We start from the raw sequence: 22,436 nt of genomic DNA on the forward strand, positions 1-22,436 counted from the left end.
CGACACTAACGCGGTTGGCGCACCGAGTCGAAGCGCCGTCAGTTGGTCCAGGTGTGTACCGGCTCTCCTGAGTTCATCTGCGTGACGTAATCGCCCAGCATTCCGGCGAGAGCTCGATCCCGCTTGTCGCCTGCGCGTTCGCGGGCGACGACCGAGTGTCGTTGCCAGACCGAACCGGACTGTTTCGCCAGGCAACGAGCCTCGATCACGCCGAGGTACCGGTCGCGCACGGCCGTGTCCACGCCGTAGGCGGCCAATCCGGCGTCGGCCATCGGCAGCAGTCGACGCAACACCAGTTCTTGTGGACTCACCCAGCCGACCTCGGGCCAGTACAGCATCGAATCGAAGCCGCCGCGTGCGGCGGAGTGCACGTTCTCCTCCGCAGCGTCGAACGACATCTGAGACCACAGCGGCCGGTCGGCGTCTGCCAGTGCGCGCACGGTGCCGTAGTAGAACGCGGCATCGGCGAGGGTGTCCACCACCGACGGTCCAGCTGGGAGGACACGGTTCTCGAGCCGGATGTGGTGACCGTCGCCGGACCGGTCGTATATCGGACGGTTCCACCGGTAGACGGTTCCGTTGTGCATGCGCAGCTCGGACAGCGACGGCGTCTTTCCCTCGGCCAGAGCAGCCTTGGGGTCCTCGTCGCTGCACACGGGCAGCAACGCCGGGAAATAGCGGGAATTCTCCTCGAACAGATCGAAGATCGACGTGATCCATCGTTCGCCGAACCACACCCGTGGCCGAACACCCTGATTCTTCAGCTCCTGGGGGCGGGTATCGGTCGCCTGCTCGAACAGCGGAATGCGAGTTTCGTGCCACAGCGCGCGGCCGGCGAAGAACGGCGAGTTGGCGGCGAGGGCCACTTGCACTCCCGAGAGTGCTTGCGCCGCATTCCAATACGACGCGAACTCGTCGGGCGCGACCTGCAGATGCAACTGAACGGAGGTACACGCAGCCTCGGGGAGGATGGTGTCGGTGACGATGTCCAGATCCTCGGTGGCAGCGGCACCGGGCAGTCGAACACCACCGATCTTCAGTTCGATGTCCTCGCCTCTGGCGGCGAAGATCTGTTGGTTGAGCAGGTCGTAGCGAGGATTGGCCGACAGCCACCGGTGCTGAAAGTGTTCTTCGTCCAGGGTCGGGAGCATGCCGATCATGGCGAGGCGGCTACCCGAGGTGTGCGCGCGTTCGTCCGCTGCGTTCAGCGAGCGCCGCAGGTCGGTTTCCAGTTCTGCGATGGAGGCACCACGCAACGGCCGAGGATCGACGTTGATCTCGATGTTGAACTGGCCGAGTTCGGTCTGGTAATCGGGGTCGGCGATGGCGTCGAGCACGGCGGCGTTGGCCATCGAGGGTGCCATGTCGTCGTCCACGAGATTGAGTTCGATCTCCATGCCGATCTGTGGCTCGCCGACGTGGAAGGTCTCGTCGGCCAGCATCACCGCCAAGGCGTCGAGACAGTCCTGAACTTTCTGACGAAACTCGTGTCGATCCTGCCTGGTGAACTTGCGACGCTCGACGTCCTCGCCCATGGTGACCGCCTATCGGTGCGTCTCGGGCCGTCCGCTGACGCGAAACAGCTTCGGCTTTCGAGTATCGCAGCCCGTGAACGCCGCGGGGGACGCACGTCGAAATCATCTTTCGAATGACGCGACAATCACCAGGGTGACGGTTGGTAGTCCTTGAGGAAGGAGCCGTACAGATCGGTTCCGAGCTCTCCCTGCACGATGGGGTCGTACACCCGAGCCGCACCGTCCACCAGGTCGAGCGGAGCGTGGAATCCCTCGTCGGCCAGCCGCATCTTCGTGGGGTGCGGGCGCTCGTCGGTGATCCAGCCGGTGTCGACGGCGGTCATCAGAATTCCGCTCTCGAGCATCTCCTTCGCGCTGGTTCGCGTCAGCATGTTCAGCGCGGCCTTGGCCATGTTGGTGTGGGGATGGCCCGGCCCCTTGTATGCGCGTCCGAACTGACCCTCCATCGCCGAGACGTTGACGACGTACTTGCGTCGCGCATCCGAGGCTTCCATTGCCGGACGCAGACGCGACACGAGAATGAACGGGGCAACGGAGTTGCACAGCTGCACTTCGAGCAACTCGACCGGGTCGACCTGCTCGACAGTATGGATCCAGCTGTTCGTCTCGGCCAGGTCGGGCACCAGACCGCCCGCATCGATAGCGAGCCCACTCTCGATCCTCTCGGCCGTCACCGAGCCCGCGACCATGGCGAGCGAGGCCACGTCGTCTGCACTCAGCACTGCGGCCGGCTGCCCGCCGAGCGCAGTTGCCGGTAGCGAACTCGCGAGGGACGCAGGGTGGGCATCACTGGTCTTGCCGAACGTGATGCGCTCCGGGCCCGCCCCGTCGGTCAAGGCGGCCGGCAGAGGTTCGGCCTCGGCGTCGGCCAGCGCGCTGTACGAACCGGGGGAGCGCTTGACGGTTTGTGCAGCATTGTTGATCAGAATGTCCAGCGGACCCTCCGCGGCAACCGAATCGGCAAGTGCCACAACCTGAGCCGGATCGCGCAGATCGATCCCGACGACGCGAAGACGATGCAGCCACTGGTCGCTGTCGTCCATCGCAGCGAATCGCCGAACCGCATCGTTGGGGAAGCGGGTGGTGATGGTCGTGTGTGCACCGTCCCGAAGCAGTCGAAGCGCGATGTACATCCCGATTTTCGCCCGCCCTCCGGTCAACAACGCGCGTCGTCCGGACAGGTCGGTTCGCGCGTTGCGCTTACCGCGATTGAGCGTCGCGCACTCCGGGCAGAGCTGGTGATAGAACGAATCGACATCGGTGTAGCGCTGTTTGCAGATGTAGCAGGGGCGAGCCTTGATCAGCGTGCCCGCGATGTCGCCCTCGGCGCGCGAGGTGAGCGAAAGACCCGCAGTTTCGTCGTCGATGCGGTCCGGCGATCCGGTTGCGGTGGCAGCGACGACGGCACGGTCGGCGGCGTTGACGGCGTTGCGCGCGGCGACGCGTCGGGCACGCTTGAGATCTTTGAACATGGCACCGGAGGCACGTTGAACGGCAATGGAATCAGGATGATTCTTGTCCAGTTCCGCGGCCTGCTGCAGCACCCGAAGACACGTCTCCAGATCGGTGGGGTCGATCGAGTCCATCGTCAATCTCCTAGCATCTGCCCGGTCGAGCCGAACGAGGCGAGTGGAGAACGAAAAAGACCCCGATTCCGAAGAATCAGGGTCCGTTTCGTCTGTCTCAACTCAGATCTTTGAAAATCTTTGTCTGCCTACATCTTTCAGACGGTGTCCGAGGGGGGACTTGAACCCCCACGTCCGTTAATAGGACACTAGCACCTCAAGCTAGCGCGTCTGCCATTCCGCCACTCGGACCTGCGCGACTGGTGTCGCATGTTTCATCTCTGCGTTCACAACCGGCCGTTGTGCGCTGCGTAAGATTATCCGACGGGTTCCCGATAACCCAAATCCGCACGTCAGTTCATGTCCGAAGGCGTCCTTCGGTGGTGCCCGCACCCGATTCTGATGGTAGGAACAACGGTGTGCCCAACGAAGTGAGCAACCCCGGACATCGCACCACCGACAACCCCACCGTCGCCCTCGACGAAGTCGTGGATCTGGTCAGTTCCCTCATTCGATTCGATACGTCGAACACCGGAGAACTCGAGACCACGGTCGGCGAGAAGGAATGCGCCGAGTGGGTGGCGAGCAAGCTCGAGGAGGTGGGGTACGAGACCGAGTACGTCGAATCCGGTGCTCCGGGCCGTGGCAACGTGTTCGCGTGGTTGCGGGGAGCGGACTCCTCGCGCGGCGCCCTGCTGGTCCACGGGCACCTGGACGTCGTGCCCGCCGAGCCGGCCGACTGGAGCGTGCATCCGTTCTCCGGCGCCGTCGAGGACGGATACGTCTGGGGTCGTGGTGCGGTCGACATGAAGGACATGGTCGGCATGGCCCTTGCGCTGGCCCGGCAATTCAAATCGAACGGAACCGTGCCGCCCCGCGACATACTGTTCGCGTTCCTCGCCGACGAGGAGGCGGGCGGCAAGTACGGATCGCACTGGCTGGTCGACAATCGGCCCGATCTGTTCGAGGGCGTCACCGAGGCAGTCGGCGAGGTCGGCGGGTTCTCGCTCACTGTCGCTCGCCCGGACGGCACCGAGAAGCGGCTCTACATGGTCGAGACGGCGGAGAAGAGCCTGGCGTGGATGCGGCTCACCGCCAAGGCTCGCGCCGGCCACGGATCGTTTCTGCACGACGACAACGCCGTGACGTACCTGGCCGAGGCCGTCGCCAAACTCGGCAATCACACGTTTCCGTTGGTCCTCACCGAATCGGTGTCGCAGTTCCTGCACGCGGTCTCCGAGGAGTCGGGCCTCGACTTCGACCCCACCTCGCCGGATATCGACGGCACCCTGCTCAAGCTCGGCAGCATCGCGCGCATCGTCGGAGCGACTCTGCGTGACACCGCGAATCCCACGATGCTCTCGGCCGGATACAAGGCCAACGTGATTCCGCAGACGGCGACGGCGGTAGTGGACTGCAGGGTGCTGCCCGGGCGGCAGGCGGCCTTCGAGAAGGAGGTCGACGAATTGATCGGCCCCAACGTCGAACGAGAGTGGATCACCAAGCTCGAACCCTACGAGACCACGTTCGACGGTGATCTCGTCGACGCGATGAACGAGGCCGTCCTCGCGCACGATCCGAACGGCCGAACCGTTCCGTACATGCTCTCCGGCGGTACCGATGCAAAAGCGTTCGCGCGCATCGGCATTCGTTGCTTCGGTTTCGCTCCGCTGAAGCTGCCACCGGAACTGGATTTCGCGGCGTTGTTTCACGGCATCGACGAACGAGTACCCGTGGAGTCGTTGGAGTTCGGTACACAGGTACTGGAACACTTCTTGATGCACAGCTGACACGAAAGGAAATACCGTGGCGTACAACCCATACGATTCGCTTCCGGATCTACCGTCCTTCGAGTTGACGTCCGAGGACGTCGAGGACGGCCAGACGTTGGCCGCTCAGCAGGTCAGCGGAATCATGGGAGCCGGTGGGCACGACAACTCGCCGCAACTGTCCTGGTCCGGCTTCCCCGAGGGCACCAAGAGCTTTGCTGTCACCGTCTACGACCCCGATGCGCCGACGGCGTCCGGCTTCTGGCACTGGGCAGTGGCGAACATCCCCGTCGAGACGACCTCACTGGTGTCGGGCGCAGGCGACGACGGCGGAACCGGAGTTCCCAGCACCGCGGTGACTCTGAAGAACGACGCGGGCCTGTTCCGCTACATCGGCGCGGCCCCGCCGGCAGGTCACGGGCCACACCGATACTTCATCGCGGTCCACGCGGTAGATGTCGAACGCCTCGAAGTGGACGAGACGGCCACCCCGGCCTACCTCGGCTTCAACCTGTTCTCGCACGCCATCGGTCGTGCGGTCATCACCGGAACCTACGAAGCCTGAGCTCGGCTTCCTCATGCGCGTTGTGCGTGGCCTTGGCCAAGCACAACGCGCACGAGCGAGGGTCGGTCAGAGCGTGTTCGCCGATCCCACGGCGTCTGCGACGGTTGCGAAGCCGTTCTGCTCCAGTCGCGCCGACAGTCCTCGGTGAATCTTCTCGATCCACAGCGGACCGCCGTAGATGAAGCCGGTGTAGCCCTGCACCAAGGAAGCGCCTGCGGTGATGCGCTCCCAGGCCTGCTCCTCGGTTTCGATTCCCCCGACGGAGATCAACGTCAGCCGGGTACCCACTCGGCGGTAGAGCCGCCGCAGCACCTCGAGAGATCGCTCTGCCACCGGTGCGCCGGACAACCCTCCGGCTCCGATTCCGGACACCACGTCTGCCTCGGTACGCAGGCCGGTGCGCGAGATCGTCGTGTTGGTGGCCACGATGCCGTCGAGTCCGAGTTCGACGGCCAGATCGGCGACAGCATCGATGTCCTCGTCGGAGAGGTCAGGGGCAATCTTGACCAGTACCGGCACCGTCACCACCGATTGCACCGCCACCAGGATCGGTCGTAGCGATTCGACGGCCTGTAGGTCGCGGAGACCCGGCGTGTTGGGCGAGCTCACGTTGACGACGACAAAGTCTGCCAGTGGCCCCAGCAGCCGAGCACTGGCGGTGTAGTCCGCAGCAGCGTCGGCGGGTTCCACGACCTTCGTCTTGCCGATGTTGGCACCGATCGGGATGCGGGTGTGCCTCGAGCGCAATCGCCGGGCGGCATGTTCTGCACCGTGATTGTTGAAGCCCATGCGGTTGACGATGGCGCGATCGAGGGGCAGCCGAAACAGTCGAGGCGTCGGATTACCGGGTTGACCCTGCGCCGTCACGGTGCCGATCTCGGCGAACCCGAACCCGATGGGTTCCCAGGCATCGATGCCGTCGGCGTTCTTGTCGAAGCCGGCCGCGAGACCGAGCGGAGCTGGGAAGTCGACCCCGAACACCGTCGAACGAAGCCGCGGATCGTTGGCCACGAACAACTTCTCGGCCAGGAAGCGAAGTGGCGGAACGACCGCCACAGCACGGAGGACTCCGAAGGCAAGGTGATGTATCCGCTCCGGTGGCACGAGGAACATCAGGCGCAACAGGGCGCGGTACAGACGGTCTCCCACAGTCTTCTTTCCGATCGATCGTGCTCGCTGGACATGCTGAGGTGGAACTTTCACCGCGGTCGAACGGTACTGCTGTGACGATCAGATTCCGGGCTCCGGGATGTGATGCGCAGTCTTCTTCCGCTTGAGCAGTACGCGCCGGCTGCCGTCGGTGTACAGGCGTACCCGCGACAGTTCCCAGCCGCCGAATTCCGCTTGGATCGCCAGCCGCATCGACGCCGTGACCCGAGTGACGTCCGGGGGCAGCCGCAGCGGAACGTACTCCCAATCATCGGAGGGCGACACTTCCCATCCGACGGGCATCTTGGCTCGGCCCGGCGTCGAACTCTCGTGTGCGTTCACGTGCCTCCTAGGCTTGTCCCGGTCAACGACCCGCGGAAGGAATGCGCTGCAGCCCGTCGCCGGTTGCCGATCCGATGTACAGGTCGCCGGTGTTGTCGTCGACGGCAATCGAGTCAGGCTGCCGCACAGTGGCCAACCGCTCGGTCTCGACGGGAATTCCGGTATCGAGTGTGTATCCGACCACCTCGTTGAGGGCGGGCAGTGTCACCCACGCGACGCCGGACTGTTCATCGTAGGCGATCGCCCAGGGCTTCGACCCGACCGGAAACCGTTGCCGCATGAGCAGGTCGTGCGAGGTGAAGACGAGCAACTCCGTGCCGGTCGAATCGGTGACCAGAAGCCGACCGAATTCGTCGCTGGTCATTTCGGCAGCACCTTCGCCGGCCCGCAGAGCCACTCCGAGTGTGCCGTCGTCCAGATTCAGATCGGTCACCGACGTCTGTCTGCGATCGAGGACCGAGACGCCCTTCGGCGTACTGGCCAGCGCATCGGCAGAGGTGACACTGCCCCCGGAGACCGTGCGGGTCACCTGTCCGCTCGCGTCGAGGACGCGGATCGTGCCGGTGTCGTCGCCGACGGCAGTGGTGCCGTCGGGCAGGTCGGCAGCCGACAAAGCATTCGATTCGACGGCCAGATCGGTGCGCTGCCCGTCCGCGACGTCGATCCTTGCCACCGAACCGTTCAGGGGAATCAGGACTGTCGAATCCCGACCGGCAACCAGTTCTGCTCCGGCAGAGCCCAGGTCGATCACACGCGTCTGCGCCGACGCGTCGCCGCGAACCAGACTCACCGACGTCGATGAGTCGGTCAGCGCAACGAGCGTCCGGGTGACAGGATCGAACGTGAGCGCGCTGACGGGCGCAAAATCGGTGACGATTCCGGCAGGAGTCACAGCCGTCGCGGGGGACTGGGCCGGTGGCTGCGGTTCGACCGATATCTCGTCGGCATTCTCGTCGTCGCTCGAGCACCCGCTCACCGACAACACTGTGACCACGGCGAGTGCGGATGCAACTGCCGCTCGAACCGTACGAGCCGACGGTGTTCGCATGAGACCGAACCTACTTCCTTGGTGACACCGCCCTGTCGAGGCGATGCCACATCTGTACCAGCGTGCGACGATCCCGGTGAAATCGACCGTGCCGGATCGGGTGTCGACCGGCCGTGCCGGACGAAGCGGTAGCGTGATCGTCCGAGGTGAATGCCCAACATGGGAGTGGACGTGGAATCCGAGGAAGCACACTTCGTCGTCGAAGAAGTGAATGCCGGAACGCATGCGAACGGTTTCGGGCACACCGACGACGGTCGGGCGTTCGCGTTCAGAGTGCACCGCAGCACGCTGTACGTCGAGATCTACCGGGCCGACATACGATCCCCGGTGCCGGATCGGTCCGAGGTCGAAGCGGTTTCCGAACACTCGGTCACCGAGATCGATCTGACCGACGAACGCAGCATCATCGGTGTTGTGCGTGACGCGGTTGCACATGCACAGCAATTGTCCGATGCGTCACAACGAGACACGACGGCAGTCCGAGCCTTCTTCGATCGGGTCAACTCCGTGCTGGAGGGTTTCTGACTCGACGGGGAGTGACGAGTTGCTCACCGGTGTCGGGGTGGTCGAAGACGTCGACGGGGTGTCCGTACACGCGAGCGAGCAGCTCCGAGGTCAGCACCCGACGCGGCGGACCGACGGCAACGAGTGAACCCGAGTCGAGTATCGCGACGCGATCGGCATACGCCGCTGCGAGACCCAGATCGTGCAACACGACGACGACGGCGCGGCCCGCGGCTGCGAGGGAGCGCACCACAGCCATGACGGACTCCTGATGTCCGAGGTCGAGCGCTGCGGTGGGCTCGTCGAGCATGATCGTCGCGGTGTCCTGCGCAATTACCCGTGCCAGCGCAACCCGAGCCTGTTCACCCCCGGACAACGACGCGAACGGCCGACGCGCGAAGCCCGAGACGTCGCATGCAGCCATTGCGGACTGGACCCGAACACCGTCGTTGCGTGCCTCGGCCGTTCCCACCCATGGAGCACGGCCCATCCTGACTATCTGTTCGGCGGTGAACGCGAATCCGACCGTGTGGTGCTGCGGCAGCACCGCGCGTCTTCTGGCCAGATCGAGGGACCGGTACGGCTGGGTTCCGAATGAGCTCGGTGATTCCGACGCCACCACCACCGATCCGGTACCGGGCTCGGTGTCGCCCGACAGGACGGAGAGCAGCGTCGACTTTCCCGCGCCGTTGGGTCCCACGAGCGCCAGAATCTCGCCGGCGACGACGTCGAGGTTTACGTCGTCGAGCACCGTTCTGCCACCCAGCCGCGCACCGACTCCGCGAGCGACGATCGTGTTCGAGCCCGGCATCGGGGCAGCAGGAATGTCGTTGCGAACCCGGCCGAATCGCCGCATCACGCCCAACCGCCTTGCCGAGCGCGAGTGCGACGAAGGAGCCAGAAGAAGAACGGTGCCCCGGCCAGGGAGGTCACCATGCCGAGGGGGAGGTCGACGTTCGCGACGAGGGTGCGCGTGACGAGGTCGGCAGCGAGCAACACGATGGCTCCCGCGAGCGCGCTGGCCGGGATGAGGACGCGGTGCGCGGGGCCGAGCACCATCCGCATCGCATGGGGAACGACCAGGCCCACGAACAGGATTATTCCGGTGAACGCGACACCGGATGCGACGAGCAGGGCGACGATCACGATGGCGAACTGCCTCAGGCGTTCGACGTCGACGCCGAGATGACGCGCCACGTTCTCCCCGAGCGCCAACAGATCGAGTCGGCGAGCGATCACCAGCGAGGCTCCGATCCCGAGCACCGCCAGTGGGGCGACCACAGCCACCGACTGCCACGTTGCGCCCGCCAGAGACCCCAGTTGCCAGAACACGATCTGATCCCTCGCAGCGGGACTGGCGACGAAGGTGAAGAAGGCGATCACGCCGCCCGCGAAGGCATTGACTGCGACACCGGTGAGGATGAGGGTCACCACCTCGGTGCGGCCGGCGTTGCGCGCCAGGAAGTACACCGCGATCGTGGTGATCAGCCCGCCGACGAACGCGGCCAGCGCCACACTCCAGACCCCGGCGAAGCTGCCACCGAGGACGATGACCGAACTGGCGCCGACAGCTGCACCCGAGGACACTCCCACAACGCCGGGCTCGGCCAGCGGATTGGCGAACACACCCTGCAACAGTGCGCCCGCGCATCCGAGACACGCGCCGACGAACACTGCGAGGGTCAATCGTGGAAATCGGACCTGCCACAACGTCACCTCGCCGCTGGGGTGAGCGGGCATCGGACCGATGTCGAGACCGGCCCGATGGGCAAGGCTTCCCAGCACTTCCAACGGAGATGTCGGCACTTGCCCGACCACGGCTGAGATCAGTGCGAGGGCAATCAGCGCCACGACCGATACGCCGAACGTCACGGTGACCCGGCGTATGTCCGTTCGCGCTCCGATCGGTGTTGCCTCGGTCATGACGGCGGGTCGTACACGGCTGTGGACAGTGCTCGCAGCACCTTGCCGGTGTTGGGGCCGAAACTGAGAATGGTGCCGTCGTCCATGTCCACCACGCGGCGTTCTCGACCGGCCGGGGTCTGTGCAATTCCTGGAATCTGCTCGAGTCCCTCGATACCGCCGATCGACTGCAGGCCTTTCGTCATCATCAGGATGACGTCGGGTGCCGCGGCGATGAGTGCCTCGCTCGTCACCGGCACGAATTGCTCGGTCAGACCGGATTGGACACCCGCGTCCGTCGCTCCCAGAGCCTCGATCAGCGCGTCTGCACCCGAGCCGGGCCCGGCGAGCATCTTGATCGCCGGACCACGCATGTAGAGAAACGCGATCTTCAGCGGTACGTCCGATGTCGGGGTGTCGTCGGCAGCTGCAGCGATCTCGGTGTTCGCGCGGTCGGCGAGCGCGCGGCCGGCGTCGGGTACCCCCAGCGCCGCGGCGACGGCTTCGATCTGTTCGGCGACCCCGGTCAACGTTCGGGTCGGGTCGAAGTACACGACGGGAATGCCCGCGGCTCGGATCTGGTCCTGCACTGCGCGCGGACCGATGCTGGTGTCGGTGAGCACGACAGTGGGCGAGAGCGCCAGGATTCCCTCGGCGCTCAGCGAGTGGCCGGTGGGGGTGACATCGGGGACGTCCTGTGCCGCCGGAAACGACGCCGATGTGTCGCGTCCGACCAGTTTGCCACCGAGTCCCAGTGCGAAGACCGTCTCGGCCAACGTACCGTATTGGTCGGCGGCGACGATGCGGCTGTTGTCGGTCACCGTGACGGCGACGCCGTCGAACCCGGTCACGGTGGCGGGTAGGACCGCAGGCGGGTTCTCGGCGACTGGTTCCGGATTCGGGTCTTCGACGACGGCGGTACGGGGGCCGAAGGTGCCGGAGGGGCCGGCCGCTGGCGTGGTCGCCGAGCAGGCGGCCGAAAGTGCGGCGACGACAAGCACGGCTGCGAGGCGTTTGACGGTCACCACCGAAGGTTAGCCTGTCCGATGTTTCTGGTCGCCCCCGAAGTTTTTCGACGAGAACGACTCGACCGATCAGGCGCTGACGTCGTCCAGCGCGGACGCAATCGCCGACGGCAGTTCGAGTTCTTCGGCCATCAATGCACCCATCAACTGGGCAAGATCGCGGGCACCCACGATAGCGCTGCTCACACCCGGACGATCCCGCGCCCACGCGAGCGCTACGACGAGGGGAGAGGTCGCGAGCCCGTCGGCAGCGGTGACGGCCGCGTCGACGATGCTGACAGCGGAATCGGTCAGATAGGACAGCACGGACTCGGCGTGTAGCTCGTCGGCCCCTCGGGAATCTGCAGGAATCCCGTTGCGGTACTTGCCCGTCAGCACGCCACCTGCAAGGGGAATTGCGGCCAGAACGCCGATGCCGTGGTGATGTGCCGCAGGAACCAACTCGTCCTCGATCCCGCGGGCAAGCAGGGAGTACTCCGCCTGCGTCGCCACGATCCGACCGGCGTCGGCCGCTCCCGCTGCCGTCGCCAACTGCCAGCCGAGGTAGCCGCGGGCACCGGTGTAGCGCACCCGTCCGCTGGTGACGGCGTAATCGAGGGTCGCCGCGACCTCGTCGACAGGCGTCATCGGGTCCCATGCCGCCACCTGCCACAAGTCGAGATAGTCCGTTCCGAGCTCTCGCAGCGTGGCATCCAGCTGCCCGAGGAGACCACGTCGTGAGCAGTCCACGTCGTACCGGCCGTGGCTGGGTTTCAGTCCCGCTGCACTGCTGATCACCAATTCTTGCCTGGGGACCACGTCGTCGAGCAACTCGGCGAGTACGCGCTGCGCGCGACCGTCCCCGTACGCAGGGGACGTGTCGACGAGGGTTCCGCCGGCTTCGGCGAACGCCGACAGTTGCGCTGCCGCATCGTCACCGTCGGTTCCGCTGCCCCATCCGAGGGTGCCGAGCCCGAGCCTGGAGACTCGAAGTCCGCTGGTGCCGACCGATCTCTGCTTCATATGTGCCGAATGTCCTTCTGCGATTGATCGTCGGTGTCGAACTGCACTGCCGCCAGTGCACAGTAGTGCGCCGCGCCGCAGTCTGTGAAAGTGCCGCGCCGCGTCGCTCGGCTCGGTACGAACCACTCGCGCCGGGTACGGTCGTGCCCGTGAATCGCGAATTCAGGGGGCGGGCCGTCGGCCGCGCATCGGTAATGAACAGTCCATCCGCTTCCACGTCGGAGATGTCGATTTCGGTTCGGGGTGCCGCATGATCGACATGACGTGGCTGCAGGCAATCATTCTCGGTGCCGTGCAGGGCCTGACGGAATTCCTGCCCATTTCGTCGTCGGGCCACCTCCGCATCGTGTCCGGCGTGTTCTGGAACGAGGACGCGGGCGCCTCGTTCACCGCCGTGACTCAACTCGGCACCGAAGCTGCTGTGCTGCTGTTCTTCTGGCGCGACATCGTCAGAATTGTCAAAGCCTGGTTTGTCGGGCTGACGAAGAAAGATCAGCGCGGTCTCGATTACCGGATGGGGTGGTACGTGATCATCGCCACCATTCCCATCGGCGTCCTCGGTCTGCTCTTCAAGGATCAGATCCGAACCGGTGCCCGGAACCTGTATCTCATCGCGTTCATGCTCATCGCGTTCGCCATCGTCATCGCGGTCGCGGAGAAGGTCGGCCGCAAGGAACGTCCGATCGAGAAGCTGACCACCCGCGACGGAATCGTGATGGGTCTGGCGCAGTGTCTGGCATTGATTCCCGGAGTGTCTCGCTCCGGCGCGACGACCAGCGCCGGCCTGTTTCTCGGCCTCGAACGCGAGGCAGCCGTGCGGTTCTCGTTTCTGCTCGCCATTCCGGCGGTGACCGCCTCCGGATTGTTCTCGCTGCCCGACGCCTTCGAGCCGGTCGGCACAGGACTGGCCGCGTCCGGCCCACAGTTGCTGGTGGCAACCGTCATCGCCTTCGGCCTCGGGTATGCCTCGATTGCCTGGCTGCTCAAGTTCGTTGCGAACCATTCGCTGTACTGGTTCGTCGGGTACCGCATCGTGCTCGGCGTCGTGGTGCTCGGTCTGCTGGCCGGCGGGGTCGTATCGGCTACCTGAGCCCCACTAGGCTCAGAGCAATGACAGTCATCTTGCTTCGGCACGGCCGTTCGACGTCGAATACCGCGGGCACTCTCGCAGGTCGCAGTGCCGGCATCGAACTCGACGACCGCGGACGCGAGCAGGCGCAGGCGGTCGCGGACCGCCTCGGTGAGCTTCCGGTCGCCGAGATCGTCCGTTCGCCGTTGCTTCGGTGCGAGCAGACGGTGGAGCCCTTGGCCGCCAGGCTCGGCATGTCGCCGGTGGTCGAGGACCGTCTGGTGGAAGTGGACTACGGGCAATGGACCGGCCGGACGATCAAGGAATTGCTGGCCGAGCCGCTGTGGAAGGTGGTTCAGCAGCATCCATCGGCGGCCGTGTTTCCCGACGGCGAAGGTCTGGCGACGGTGCAACAGCGCGCGGTGCAGGCTGTGCGCGAGCACGACGCCCGCTTGGCCGCCCAGCACGGCCGGGATGTGCTGTGGGTCGCGTGCTCACATGGCGATGTCATCAAGTCCGTGCTCTCGGACGCGATGGGTGCCCACCTGGACTCCTTTCAGCGCATCGTCGCCGATCCGGCATCGATCAGTGTCGTTCGATACACCTCGACGCGGCCGTTCGTTCTGCGGACCAACGACACCGGGTCGGATCTCAGTGCATTCGTGCCGAAAGCCGAGGAGCCCGACACGTCGGAATCGGACAATTCGAGCTCTTCCGACGCGGTCGTCGGCGGTGGAGCGGGCAGCTGAGGCGGGCGATTCGGCGCCGAAGTCCCCATCGGTGGCAGGCTGGAGTGCAAGCAATACCGTCCGCGGCCGATCTGTGGCCGATAATGAAGGTTCCGCGATGTGCCACGCGGAGCTGTTCGAGTCGTTAGGAGGTGCAATGCCGCGCGCAATACACGTTTTTCGCACCCCTGATCGTTTCGTTGCCGGGACCGTTGGTGAACCGGGCGACCGAACGTTCTTTCTGCAAGCCGTGCACGACGCACGAGTGGTGTCGGTCGCGCTGGAAAAGCAGCAGGTTCAGGTCCTTGCCGACCGGGTTGGCCTTCTGCTCGAAGAAGTGCACCGCAGATTCGGAGCCGATGTGCCGGCCGAGGAAACGGACGCGGTGGACACCAGCCCGCTCCTGACACCGATCGACACCGAGTTTCGCGTCGGCACGATGGGACTCGGCTGGGACGCCGATGCCAACGCAGTCGTGGTGGAACTGTTGGCTGTCAGTGAGGTCGAGGTGGACGAGTCCGTCGTACTCGACGACACCGACGAAGGCCCCGATGCGGTGCGAGTGTTCCTGACCCCGGTTCAGGCTCGCGAATTCGCGGTCCGATCCGAACGCGTGATCGCAGCGGGTCGCGCGCCGTGCCCGTTGTGCGGACAGCCGTTGGCACCCGAGGGACACGTCTGCATCAGAACCAACGGATATCGCCGCGGTGCGACGTTCGGACCGGTGACCGAGGTCGACGAGTCTTGACCGTCGACCTGCCTCCGTTCGAGGGCCGCGAAACGATGGAGACCGGCGAGCTCACGATCGTCGGGCGGGTGGTCTCGGCCAGCAACGCCACGTTGGTGTGCGAAGCAGGCGAGGGCGATTCGTCTGTCCGGTGCGTCTACAAGCCCGTTCGTGGCGAGGTGCCGCTCTGGGACTTCCCCGACGGCACTCTCGCGGGCCGCGAAGTTGCGTCTTACGAGATATCCGAGTCGCTCGGCTGGGGTGTGATACCGCCGACCGTTCTGCGCGACGGGCCGTTCGGGCCCGGAATGGTGCAGAAGTGGATCGACACACCCGAGGTTCACGCCGAAGGACGAGTCGACCTCGTCGACATCTGTCGACCCGATCTGGTACCCGCAGGATGGATTCCGGTGCTGCAGGCGTACGACGGCGAGGGAGAAGAGATCGCGCTGATCCACGCCGACGATCCGCGTCTGCAGCGGATGGCAGTTCTCGACGTGATCCTCAACAACGCCGACCGCAAGGGCGGACACGCGCTCGAAGGCCTCGACGGCTACGTGTACGGGGTCGATCACGGCATCTGCCTGCACGCCGAGAACAAGCTGCGCACGGTGCTGTGGGGATGGGCCGGCCAGGCGGTGGACGACGCGTTGATGAACGACGTCGTTCGGTTCGTCGAGACCTTCGACGCCGTCACCGCCCCGCGTCTGGTGGACAAGATCACGCTGACCGAAACCATCGCGGTTCTCGATCGGGCGCAGGAACTCATCGCACGCCCGGTCATGCCGGAGCCCCGTTCGAGCAGACCCATACCGTGGCCCGCCTTCTGATCGGGCTCGGATAGGCTCGGCTGCATGCATTCTTGGTCCAGCCCGGAGATCCCGACAATCCCAGGACAGGGTCCAGCGCTTCGATTGTTCGACACCGCCGACCGCCAGGTCCGTCCCGTCACCCCGGGTTCGACCGCCCGCATGTACGTCTGCGGCATCACCCCGTACGACGCCACCCATCTGGGACACGCAGCGACCTATCTGACGTTCGACCTGATCAACCGGTTGTGGCGGGATGCCGGTGTCGACGTGCACTACGTGCAGAACGTCACCGATGTCGATGATCCGCTGTTCGAGCGTGCCGATCGCGACGGGGAGGACTGGCGCGACCTGGGGGCGCGCGAGATCGAGCTCTTCCGCGCCGACATGGAAGCACTGCGAGTGATCCCTCCGCGCGACTACATCGGGGCCGTCGAGTCCGTCGACGAGGTCGTCGACCTGGTGGAGAAGTTGGTTGCGTCCGGTGCCGCCTACGTCGTCGACGACGCCGAGTACCCCGACGTGTACTTCCGCGCCGACGCCACCGAGCAATTCGGCTACGAGTCCGGGTACGACCGCCCCAAGATGGACACGTTCTTCGCCGAGCGCGGTGGCGATCCCGATCGCGCAGGCAAGCGAGATTCACTCGATGCATTGTTGTGGCGCGCGGTGCGTCCCGGCGAACCGTCGTGGCCGTCGCCCTGGGGCCCCGGCCGACCGGGGTGGCACATCGAGTGCGCGGCAATCGCACTCAATCGAATCGGAACCGGCTTCGACATCCAGGGCGGCGGAAGCGATCTCATCTTCCCGCACCACGAATTCTCTGCGGCCCACGCCGAGGCCGCGACCGGCGATCCCCGCTTCGCCCGCCACTACGTGCACACGGGAATGATCGGGCTGGACGGCGAGAAGATGTCCAAGAGCCGCGGCAACCTCGTGTTCGTCTCCAAGCTCCGCGCCGAGAACGTCGATCCGGCCGCTGTGCGTCTCGGCCTGTTGGCGGGTCACTACCGGCAGGATCGACCGTGGTCCGACGAGGTTCTCGAACGGGCACACACTCGACTCGCGCTGTGGCGTCGGGCAGCGGCGCTCGAGGCGGCGGCGTCGGCCGACGACGTCGTCAATCGGCTCCGCCAGCACCTGGCCGACGACCTCGACACACCCAAGGCCCTCGATGCTCTCGACGCGTGGGCAAGTTTTGCAGTCGAGCGGGGTGGATCGGATGCAGGCGCACCCGGTGCCTTCGCCGATGCCGTCGACGCGCTGCTCGGAGTGCCGCTGCGTTAGTTCGTTGGCCCCAGGCGTAGATCCGCCAGCAGATCCGGGATCAGGCGCTCTTCCATGACCGCTCGACCCGAATCGCGAAGTGCGGCAGACAGTTCCGGATCCCAGGGGCTGTCCGTGGGATGTCCCTTCAGTGGTTCCGAATTGCGCGCATCCAGTGCACGGCGGTAGGAGTCGACGTCCATCCGCCACGGTGACGCGCCGTATCGATCCACGGCTCGCTTCACCATGTGCAGTCCGGCCCAGTCGAAGTCGGCACGCCACTCGATGGCGGTGTCGGGAGCGCGCGACGCCAACAGCCGATGCACCGCGGCCGAGGGCTGGCCGTCGGTGCAGATCAAGCTCGAGCTGTTCGAGCCGAGAGTTCGGGCTGCAGCAGCGAGCACAGCGATGTTCTCGCAGACGAACACTGTCGACGAGCTGTTGGTGAGCGGGCCACGCGCGAGCATGTCCACGGTGACGGGAAAAGGCACGCCCTCGTCCGCTGCGTCGTTGAGCCAACGAGCCACGGTGTGGTTCTCGGCGACGCGGTAGCCGAGAACCAGAACCCGACTCGACAGTGCGTCGACCGACACCCCGGCCGTTTCCCACAGCGCCCTGATGCCCACCGGGTCGACGGGTCGAGGTACGTTCTCGCGCAACGACAGTGCGTCGAGGACGAGCTTCGCAGCTCCTCCGCCCGCGAGGGTCTTGGCATCACCGGTGGCCAGTTCCGCCAGCTCGGTGAGCGACATCCCGTCCACCGGAAGCAGAGCCAGGACCTGCGTTGCCACCGCGAGTGCATCGACGGCGACGCGGCCGCCGAGCGTGCCGTCCTGATTGAGCAACGATGCGATCCAATACTCGATCCACTCGCGATCGGTACCACCGCCGAGTACCTCCCTGGCTCGATTCAGCGCGTCGGACCGCACCTGAGCCTTGTCCGCGGCGATGCGCTTCTTGTCCTGCAACGGGGCCTGCTCACTGAGAGTGTCGATCAACCCGGCACCACCGTTGAGCGGATGGCTCAGCCACGCGTCGAACCGACCGAGGTCGAGTTTGGTGCTCCGCGCCCGAGAATGCAGACTGGAGTTGGACCGAGAGATGGCGCTGCACAGACGCCACAGCTCCGGGGCATCGCTCAGATCGACGGTGATGTTGCCACCGACCCGAAGCCAGTTGGACTCCAGCTTCTTTCGCGCAGCATCCAGCAACGCAGACAATTCCGCGCTGCCCCGCCATTCGCCGTTACCGCTCAAACTCCAGCCCGCCTTCGGTTCGGGTCGGCACACGGCGCGTCAACGGTGATCCGAGTGCGGCCGCGAGGTCGGTGCCGTCGTGTTCGGCGAACAGTTCGCCGTTCTCCCACACCAGAAGCGCAGCACTGACGGTGTTCTCGGCCGTCGAATGCGCCAGGTCGTAGTGCGCGCAACCGGGGACGTCCGCGTAGGTGATCCACAGGTCGTAGCCGGTCATGAACAGGTCGAGGTCGAATTGCACACTCAGGCCCAACAATTCGCTGCGGCCGTTGTCGTCGACACCGGCGAACGCCTCGTCGAGAGCGAGCAGACGAGGGGAGTGCGGATCGGCTGACGAGAGCATCACGTGCGCTGCCGCGAACAGCGGCAAGTGCAGCGACACCGACTGTTCACCGCCGGAGAGCGCACTGTGCCGGGCGACGGTGAGGCGATCCTCGTTGCCGTCCCCACTGATGAGCGTGAAGGCAAACACACGCCAACGGCGATAGTCCAAAGTCGCAGAAAGGATCTCGGGGTACGACCGTTCCGGATGTGCTGCGCGGGCAATCCTGATCTCCGACGCGAAGTGGGCGCGCATCGCAGCCAGGTCGTCCTGGTTCAGCGCCGAGGCATCGCGGTCCAGCAGTTTGGACACTGCCCGCGCCCCGTCGTCGAGGTTGTCCGCGAGCACCCAGTGCACGCCGATCGTGTTGCCCGAGGACATCCGGCGTTGCTTCATCTCGGCAGACATCTGTGCGATCAGCTCGCGGGCGTCGACGGTGCGCTCGTGGATCTGCTGCGCCAGACCGGTCAGCAGGGCATCCTCGAGAATGCGTCGCTCCTGCTCGGTCAGCAGCAGTTCCTGGTCGGCCCTGGCCGAACCGATTCGGTCGGCGAAGTCTCCTACCGACGAATAGCCCTGCTCGTCCTGCACGCGTACCACCGTCAAACCGTCCGGCGCATCCCACTGCAAACGGTAGTCCTGACCCGATGCCGCCAGTTGCGAGTCGAACTCCTGCAGCGCACTCGTCAGCGCCGTTCGGGTCGACTTTCGGCTCGAGTCACTCACTTTCACCGACGCCGTCGCCGCATCGAGTGCCGAGTGCAACGCGCTCACCACCGGCGGAAGTACCGGAACCTCGTCGTCCGGACCGTCGGCCTGCTGAACTCGATACAGGATCTGTTCGACCGTCAACCATGCCGAGTCACTGGCGGGCCAGGCATATGTCTCGTGAACGCCGAGGATGGCAAGCAGATCCTTGCGGGCGTACGGTGCCAGCCGCACCGCATCGGTCAGGGTTTCGGTGACGGCGGCGCGCAGGCCTTCGAGTGCCGTGTTGCAGGCACCCTCGGCCTTGCCGATCGCTTCGCCTGCTTCCTTGTCCGCTTTTCGGGCTGCACGCTGCTCGACGCGGCATTTCTCGATGCGTTCGCGTGCGTTCTCGAGATCGGTGTCGATCTGTTCTGCGGTAGCACCGAGCTTCTCGCTCAGCAGCTCGAGGCGTTGCACCTGTTGCCGGTAGTTCTCGTCGGCTATCGCGGCTTCCTCGGCGAGCTCCTCGGCCAGACCGGTTGCTTCCTCGAGGCGGTTGATGGCTTCGCGGGCCCGCTCGCTCTCGCGCGTGTGGTCGCTGCGCCTGCGGATGACCACGGCGCCCTGATGCTCGAAATGGCGAATCGCTGCGGCAAGGGCATCGACATCGCGTCCGATGTGCGGGGTCCGATGGGCGACGGCGACGGTGCGCAGTTGCTTCTCCTTCGCGGACAGATCCGCGATCGCCTGATCGAATTCGCGGTCGGCGGCTACGGAACCATCCTTCGAGGTGCGCAGCGCTCCAGCGGCGGCCGTGACGGCGCGTTGTGCCTTCACGATGGACGAGACACGGGGGAGCTGTTTGGCGGCCGCACCCAGAGCCTGCACCAGCTCGCGGGCCGCCAGCTCGTCGGCCGTCGCGGTCTCGAGTGCGGCCGTTGCAGTATCGATCGCGCCGCCGAGTTCGGTGATGCGTTGCTCGCGCCGGCGGGCCCGTGCCGTCGCACCGATGTACTCGGCATCCGGTTTCGTGTGGCGACCCTGCTGCACACCCTGCCAGTACCGACCGTCGACGCCTATCGAGATGGATCTGCCCGAATGATCGTTCCGATCCTGTTCCAACGCAACCGAATTCAGGACGTCGAGGATACGCGATTCCAGGACGGCGGTTCCGGGCTCGGGTTCCAGGACGGACGCCAACGTCGCACCGGACGGCCTCGCAGCCCCCGGTAGCGGCGACAGATACTGCTCCGAGTCGGCGTCGCCGGGGAAATCTGCCGTCGGGTGAATCCAGCCGTCGAGCAGATTGGCGGCCTGCAGTGCGGATTCGATCCCCGCCGCGTCGGCAGGGGACACCGCGTCGGCAAACCGAACCAGCTGCCACAGCGGTGCGCCCGAGATATCTGCACGGCTGCCGGTCCGCGCAGCGAACGGCGGCGGGGCGTCGTCGTGTTCGGCTCGAACCAGGGACAGTTCGTCGCGCAGCGCTGTCAGTTCGGCCGAGCGCGTGGCCACGTCGACGCGTGCCTGTGCCTGACGAGCACGAATTGCGTCGATACCGTCTGCGGTCTGCTCGGCGAGCACCGATTCCAGGCTCGGGGCGTCGTCGTCGCCGATGCCCGCCAAGGCCGCGTCGAGGGCCTCGAACACGGCGGAGGTGATGCCCGCGGAGGAGTACAGCGACGAGTTGTTCGACCACCAGGCCCGCAGTCCCGAAGCGAACTGCGCCTTCTCCAGATCAACGGTCGCCTCGGCCTCGGTGACCGCTGCTGTCGCTGCCTCCAGCAAGTCGCGCGCCTTCGTCGCGGCCTTCTCCGCGCGAGCACGTTCCGTGGACGCCTTCTCGACGGTTGCGAGCGCCTCACGAACCGCGCGTACGTCACCGTCCCGCTCCTCGGCGTGCCCGCGAAGAGCGGTACTGATCTGATCACTGCGAGCCGTACCCGGCAGCGGTGTCCACACGATGCTCGCGTCCTCGGCCGCAGTCTGCAGCTCTTCCTCCGCGCGGGTCACCCCGGCGACGGAATCCCGGAGTGCGGCGTCCGCCCGAGCGGCCTCGGCGGTGCGCTGTTCCAGTTCTGCTTGCGCCTTGCGTGCGCGGTCGGCCTGCTGCGCCGTCGACACTTCCAGCTTTGCAGCAGATTCGGCCAGGTCGTCCAGTTGCTGCTTGCCCTCGTACGCGCTCGAGCGCTGCAGTGTTTCGCGGTCTGCGACGGCCTGATCCAGTGCGCGCTCGGCCTCGTCGAATCGAGTTTCGGCTGCCGCCCGCTCCACCAGTCGACGATCCTTCAGCGCAGACGCCGCGAAGTGTGCAGTGGTCGCGTGGGTTACGGTCTCGAGCCGGCGCGAGACTTGCTCGACATCCGAACGAGTTTGCACCCGAAGGTATTTGGAATAGACCGACACGAAGTTCCTGGCTGCCTGGTCGGCTTGAGCCAGCCCTTCCAGCGCACGTCCCACTTCCTCCATGTCACTGAAGGATCGTGCCGCCTCCAGCACCAGTTGCTCGTCGAGAGGACGCAGACCATCGGTCAGCGCCTGGGACAGTCCCTTCGGATCGAGATTCTTGGCCAACTGCGGACGGCGAAGTGTCAGAATCAGATTGATCAACTGGTCGTAGCGTTGCGCGCCGAGCCCGAACATCCGGGCATCGATCGCGGCACGGTAGTCGACAGGTCGATCGGTGATGGCATCGCTGCCCAGTTGTTCGGCCAGCTGCTTCTTCGTCAACGGTCGGTCGTCGGAGCCCAACAACGAGAAGTCGACGCCCACTCGGCCGTCGGCCACGAAGTACCAGCGGGTCACCTTGTCGTTCTGACGGCTGGCCCGCATGCCGATGCCGACGGTCACCGATTCGGGGTCCTCGCGCGAGCCGCGGCCGAACTCCATCCACACGTACGAGTGAGCGCTTTCCTGCCCTCGGTAGAGCAGGTTGGACTTCATGGTTCGCTCTTCACCGGCGAACGGATTGAGTCGGCGCGGTTCGATGCGCCCGTCGAGGACGAAGGGAAACAGTACCTCCAGCGCTTTGGTCTTGCCGGATCCGTTGGGCCCACGCAGCACCAGGCGACCGTCGGCGAAGGAGAACTCCTGATCGCGGTAGTCCCACAGGTTGACGATCCCTGCTCGTGTCGGCCGAAAACGTGTCGAGTGTGCGGTCATC

General features: G+C 65.5%; 19 protein-coding genes and 1 tRNA gene. 8 read left to right on the forward strand and 12 right to left on the reverse strand.

The annotated features are described in order from the left end of the window. Nucleotides 1-38 precede the first annotated feature (38 nt). From O4220_RS17410 to O4220_RS17420, 3 genes are all read right to left on the reverse strand, one after another. Nucleotides 39-1,535 carry a glutamate-cysteine ligase family protein gene (locus O4220_RS17410; RefSeq protein WP_269606478.1) on the reverse strand — a complete coding sequence of 499 codons (1,497 nt, stop codon included), beginning with the start codon at nucleotides 1,533-1,535 and terminating at the stop codon, nucleotides 39-41. Nucleotides 1,536-1,660: 125 nt separating this feature from the next. Then, the gene (locus O4220_RS17415) at nucleotides 1,661-3,121 is read right to left on the reverse strand and encodes an SDR family NAD(P)-dependent oxidoreductase (RefSeq protein WP_269606480.1); all 1,461 of its coding nucleotides are present in this window, start codon (nucleotides 3,119-3,121) and stop codon (nucleotides 1,661-1,663) included. 145 nt (nucleotides 3,122-3,266) lie between these two features. After that, nucleotides 3,267-3,352 (reverse strand) — tRNA-Leu (locus O4220_RS17420). A 179-nt stretch (nucleotides 3,353-3,531) separates the two neighbouring features. On the opposite strand from O4220_RS17420, the gene O4220_RS17425 reads away from it, so the two are divergent. Then, the gene (locus tag O4220_RS17425; protein WP_080734375.1) at nucleotides 3,532-4,890 is read left to right on the forward strand and encodes a M20/M25/M40 family metallo-hydrolase; all 1,359 of its coding nucleotides are present in this window, start codon (nucleotides 3,532-3,534) and stop codon (nucleotides 4,888-4,890) included. A 16-nt stretch (nucleotides 4,891-4,906) separates the two neighbouring features. Then, on the forward strand, nucleotides 4,907-5,434 hold the full coding sequence (locus O4220_RS17430; RefSeq protein WP_269606482.1) for a YbhB/YbcL family Raf kinase inhibitor-like protein: 528 nt from the start codon (nucleotides 4,907-4,909) through the stop codon (nucleotides 5,432-5,434). 66 nt (nucleotides 5,435-5,500) lie between these two features. On the opposite strand, the gene O4220_RS17435 is transcribed toward O4220_RS17430, so the two are convergent. From O4220_RS17435 to O4220_RS17445, 3 genes are all read right to left on the reverse strand, one after another. After that, a complete protein-coding gene (locus tag O4220_RS17435) occupies nucleotides 5,501-6,571 on the reverse strand; it encodes a quinone-dependent dihydroorotate dehydrogenase (protein WP_269606950.1) in 1,071 nt (356 codons plus the stop codon). A gap of 93 nt (nucleotides 6,572-6,664) precedes the next feature. Next, on the reverse strand, nucleotides 6,665-6,886 hold the full coding sequence (locus tag O4220_RS17440) for a DUF5703 family protein (RefSeq protein ID WP_032377864.1): 222 nt from the start codon (nucleotides 6,884-6,886) through the stop codon (nucleotides 6,665-6,667). 61 nt (nucleotides 6,887-6,947) lie between these two features. Next, the gene (locus O4220_RS17445) at nucleotides 6,948-7,973 is read right to left on the reverse strand and encodes a YncE family protein (protein ID WP_269606485.1); all 1,026 of its coding nucleotides are present in this window, start codon (nucleotides 7,971-7,973) and stop codon (nucleotides 6,948-6,950) included. A gap of 159 nt (nucleotides 7,974-8,132) precedes the next feature. Here O4220_RS17445 and O4220_RS17450 point away from each other — a divergent pair, with 159 nt between their 5' ends. Continuing rightward, a complete protein-coding gene (locus tag O4220_RS17450) occupies nucleotides 8,133-8,498 on the forward strand; it encodes a hypothetical protein (protein WP_269606487.1) in 366 nt (121 codons plus the stop codon). Here the strand turns inward: O4220_RS17450 and O4220_RS17455 are convergent. From O4220_RS17455 to O4220_RS17470, 4 genes are all read right to left on the reverse strand, one after another. Next, nucleotides 8,473-9,333, reverse strand: coding sequence for a heme ABC transporter ATP-binding protein (locus tag O4220_RS17455; RefSeq protein ID WP_269606953.1), 861 nt, complete (start codon nucleotides 9,331-9,333; stop codon nucleotides 8,473-8,475). The two genes, O4220_RS17450 and O4220_RS17455, sit on opposite strands and share 26 nt — an antisense overlap. Continuing rightward, the gene (locus O4220_RS17460) at nucleotides 9,333-10,400 is read right to left on the reverse strand and encodes a FecCD family ABC transporter permease (protein WP_269606489.1); all 1,068 of its coding nucleotides are present in this window, start codon (nucleotides 10,398-10,400) and stop codon (nucleotides 9,333-9,335) included. The genes O4220_RS17455 and O4220_RS17460 overlap by 1 nt, the downstream gene beginning before the upstream one ends. Then, nucleotides 10,397-11,404, reverse strand: coding sequence for a heme/hemin ABC transporter substrate-binding protein (locus O4220_RS17465; protein WP_420030413.1), 1,008 nt, complete (start codon nucleotides 11,402-11,404; stop codon nucleotides 10,397-10,399). The genes O4220_RS17460 and O4220_RS17465 overlap by 4 nt, the downstream gene beginning before the upstream one ends. A gap of 69 nt (nucleotides 11,405-11,473) precedes the next feature. Further along, nucleotides 11,474-12,406 carry an aldo/keto reductase gene (locus O4220_RS17470; protein WP_269606491.1) on the reverse strand — a complete coding sequence of 311 codons (933 nt, stop codon included), beginning with the start codon at nucleotides 12,404-12,406 and terminating at the stop codon, nucleotides 11,474-11,476. Between the two features lie 259 nt (nucleotides 12,407-12,665). On the opposite strand from O4220_RS17470, the gene O4220_RS17475 reads away from it, so the two are divergent. The 5 genes from O4220_RS17475 (at nucleotide 12,666) to mshC (ending at nucleotide 17,026) form a co-directional block, all read left to right on the forward strand. After that, complete coding sequence (locus O4220_RS17475; protein WP_420030426.1) at nucleotides 12,666-13,496, forward strand: undecaprenyl-diphosphate phosphatase; 831 nt, start codon at nucleotides 12,666-12,668, stop codon at nucleotides 13,494-13,496. 20 nt (nucleotides 13,497-13,516) lie between these two features. Beyond that, the gene (locus tag O4220_RS17480; RefSeq protein WP_032403408.1) at nucleotides 13,517-14,224 is read left to right on the forward strand and encodes a histidine phosphatase family protein; all 708 of its coding nucleotides are present in this window, start codon (nucleotides 13,517-13,519) and stop codon (nucleotides 14,222-14,224) included. A gap of 136 nt (nucleotides 14,225-14,360) precedes the next feature. Beyond that, entirely contained in the window at nucleotides 14,361-14,951 is a 591-nt protein-coding gene (locus tag O4220_RS17485; protein WP_269606495.1) for a DUF3090 domain-containing protein, read from the forward strand. A 35-nt stretch (nucleotides 14,952-14,986) separates the two neighbouring features. Then, complete coding sequence (locus O4220_RS17490) at nucleotides 14,987-15,760, forward strand: SCO1664 family protein (RefSeq protein WP_170944826.1); 774 nt, start codon at nucleotides 14,987-14,989, stop codon at nucleotides 15,758-15,760. Nucleotides 15,761-15,784: 24 nt separating this feature from the next. Beyond that, entirely contained in the window at nucleotides 15,785-17,026 is a 1,242-nt protein-coding gene (gene mshC, locus O4220_RS17495) for a cysteine--1-D-myo-inosityl 2-amino-2-deoxy-alpha-D-glucopyranoside ligase (RefSeq protein ID WP_269606497.1), read from the forward strand. Here the strand turns inward: mshC and O4220_RS17500 are convergent. Further along, nucleotides 17,023-18,261: a DUF2399 domain-containing protein gene (locus O4220_RS17500; RefSeq protein WP_269606499.1), complete on the reverse strand. Its 1,239-nt coding sequence runs from the start codon at nucleotides 18,259-18,261 to the stop codon at nucleotides 17,023-17,025. The genes mshC and O4220_RS17500 overlap by 4 nt on opposite strands. Beyond that, a complete protein-coding gene (locus O4220_RS17505; RefSeq protein ID WP_269606501.1) occupies nucleotides 18,251-22,435 on the reverse strand; it encodes a TIGR02680 family protein in 4,185 nt (1,394 codons plus the stop codon). Before O4220_RS17505 ends, O4220_RS17500 begins: the two co-directional genes overlap by 11 nt. Between the last annotated feature and the right edge of the window lies 1 nt (nucleotide 22,436).

This window comes from Rhodococcus ruber (assembly GCF_027270735.1).
GTDB classification, from domain to species: Bacteria; Actinomycetota; Actinomycetes; order Mycobacteriales; family Mycobacteriaceae; genus Rhodococcoides; species Rhodococcoides rubrum_A.

Excerpts from the sequence above, each read along its gene's own strand:
- O4220_RS17410 (WP_269606478.1), bottom strand. The coding sequence starts at position 1,535 with ATGGGCGAGGACGTCGAGCGTCGCAAGTTCACCAGGCAGGATCGACAC.
- O4220_RS17415 (WP_269606480.1), bottom strand. The coding sequence starts at position 3,121 with ATGGACTCGATCGACCCCACCGATCTGGAGACGTGTCTTCGGGTGCTG.
- O4220_RS17440 (WP_032377864.1), bottom strand. The coding sequence starts at position 6,886 with ATGCCCGTCGGATGGGAAGTGTCGCCCTCCGATGATTGGGAGTACGTT.
- O4220_RS17445 (WP_269606485.1), bottom strand. The coding sequence starts at position 7,973 with ATGCGAACACCGTCGGCTCGTACGGTTCGAGCGGCAGTTGCATCCGCA.
- O4220_RS17450 (WP_269606487.1), top strand. The coding sequence starts at position 8,133 with ATGGGAGTGGACGTGGAATCCGAGGAAGCACACTTCGTCGTCGAAGAA.
- O4220_RS17455 (WP_269606953.1), bottom strand. The coding sequence starts at position 9,333 with ATGCGGCGATTCGGCCGGGTTCGCAACGACATTCCTGCTGCCCCGATG.
- O4220_RS17460 (WP_269606489.1), bottom strand. The coding sequence starts at position 10,400 with ATGACCGAGGCAACACCGATCGGAGCGCGAACGGACATACGCCGGGTC.
- O4220_RS17470 (WP_269606491.1), bottom strand. The coding sequence starts at position 12,406 with ATGAAGCAGAGATCGGTCGGCACCAGCGGACTTCGAGTCTCCAGGCTC.
- O4220_RS17475 (WP_420030426.1), top strand. The coding sequence starts at position 12,666 with ATGACGTGGCTGCAGGCAATCATTCTCGGTGCCGTGCAGGGCCTGACG.
- O4220_RS17480 (WP_032403408.1), top strand. The coding sequence starts at position 13,517 with ATGACAGTCATCTTGCTTCGGCACGGCCGTTCGACGTCGAATACCGCG.
- O4220_RS17485 (WP_269606495.1), top strand. The coding sequence starts at position 14,361 with ATGCCGCGCGCAATACACGTTTTTCGCACCCCTGATCGTTTCGTTGCC.
- O4220_RS17490 (WP_170944826.1), top strand. The coding sequence starts at position 14,987 with ATGGAGACCGGCGAGCTCACGATCGTCGGGCGGGTGGTCTCGGCCAGC.
- mshC (WP_269606497.1), top strand. The coding sequence starts at position 15,785 with ATGCATTCTTGGTCCAGCCCGGAGATCCCGACAATCCCAGGACAGGGT.
- O4220_RS17505 (WP_269606501.1), bottom strand. The coding sequence starts at position 22,435 with ATGACCGCACACTCGACACGTTTTCGGCCGACACGAGCAGGGATCGTC.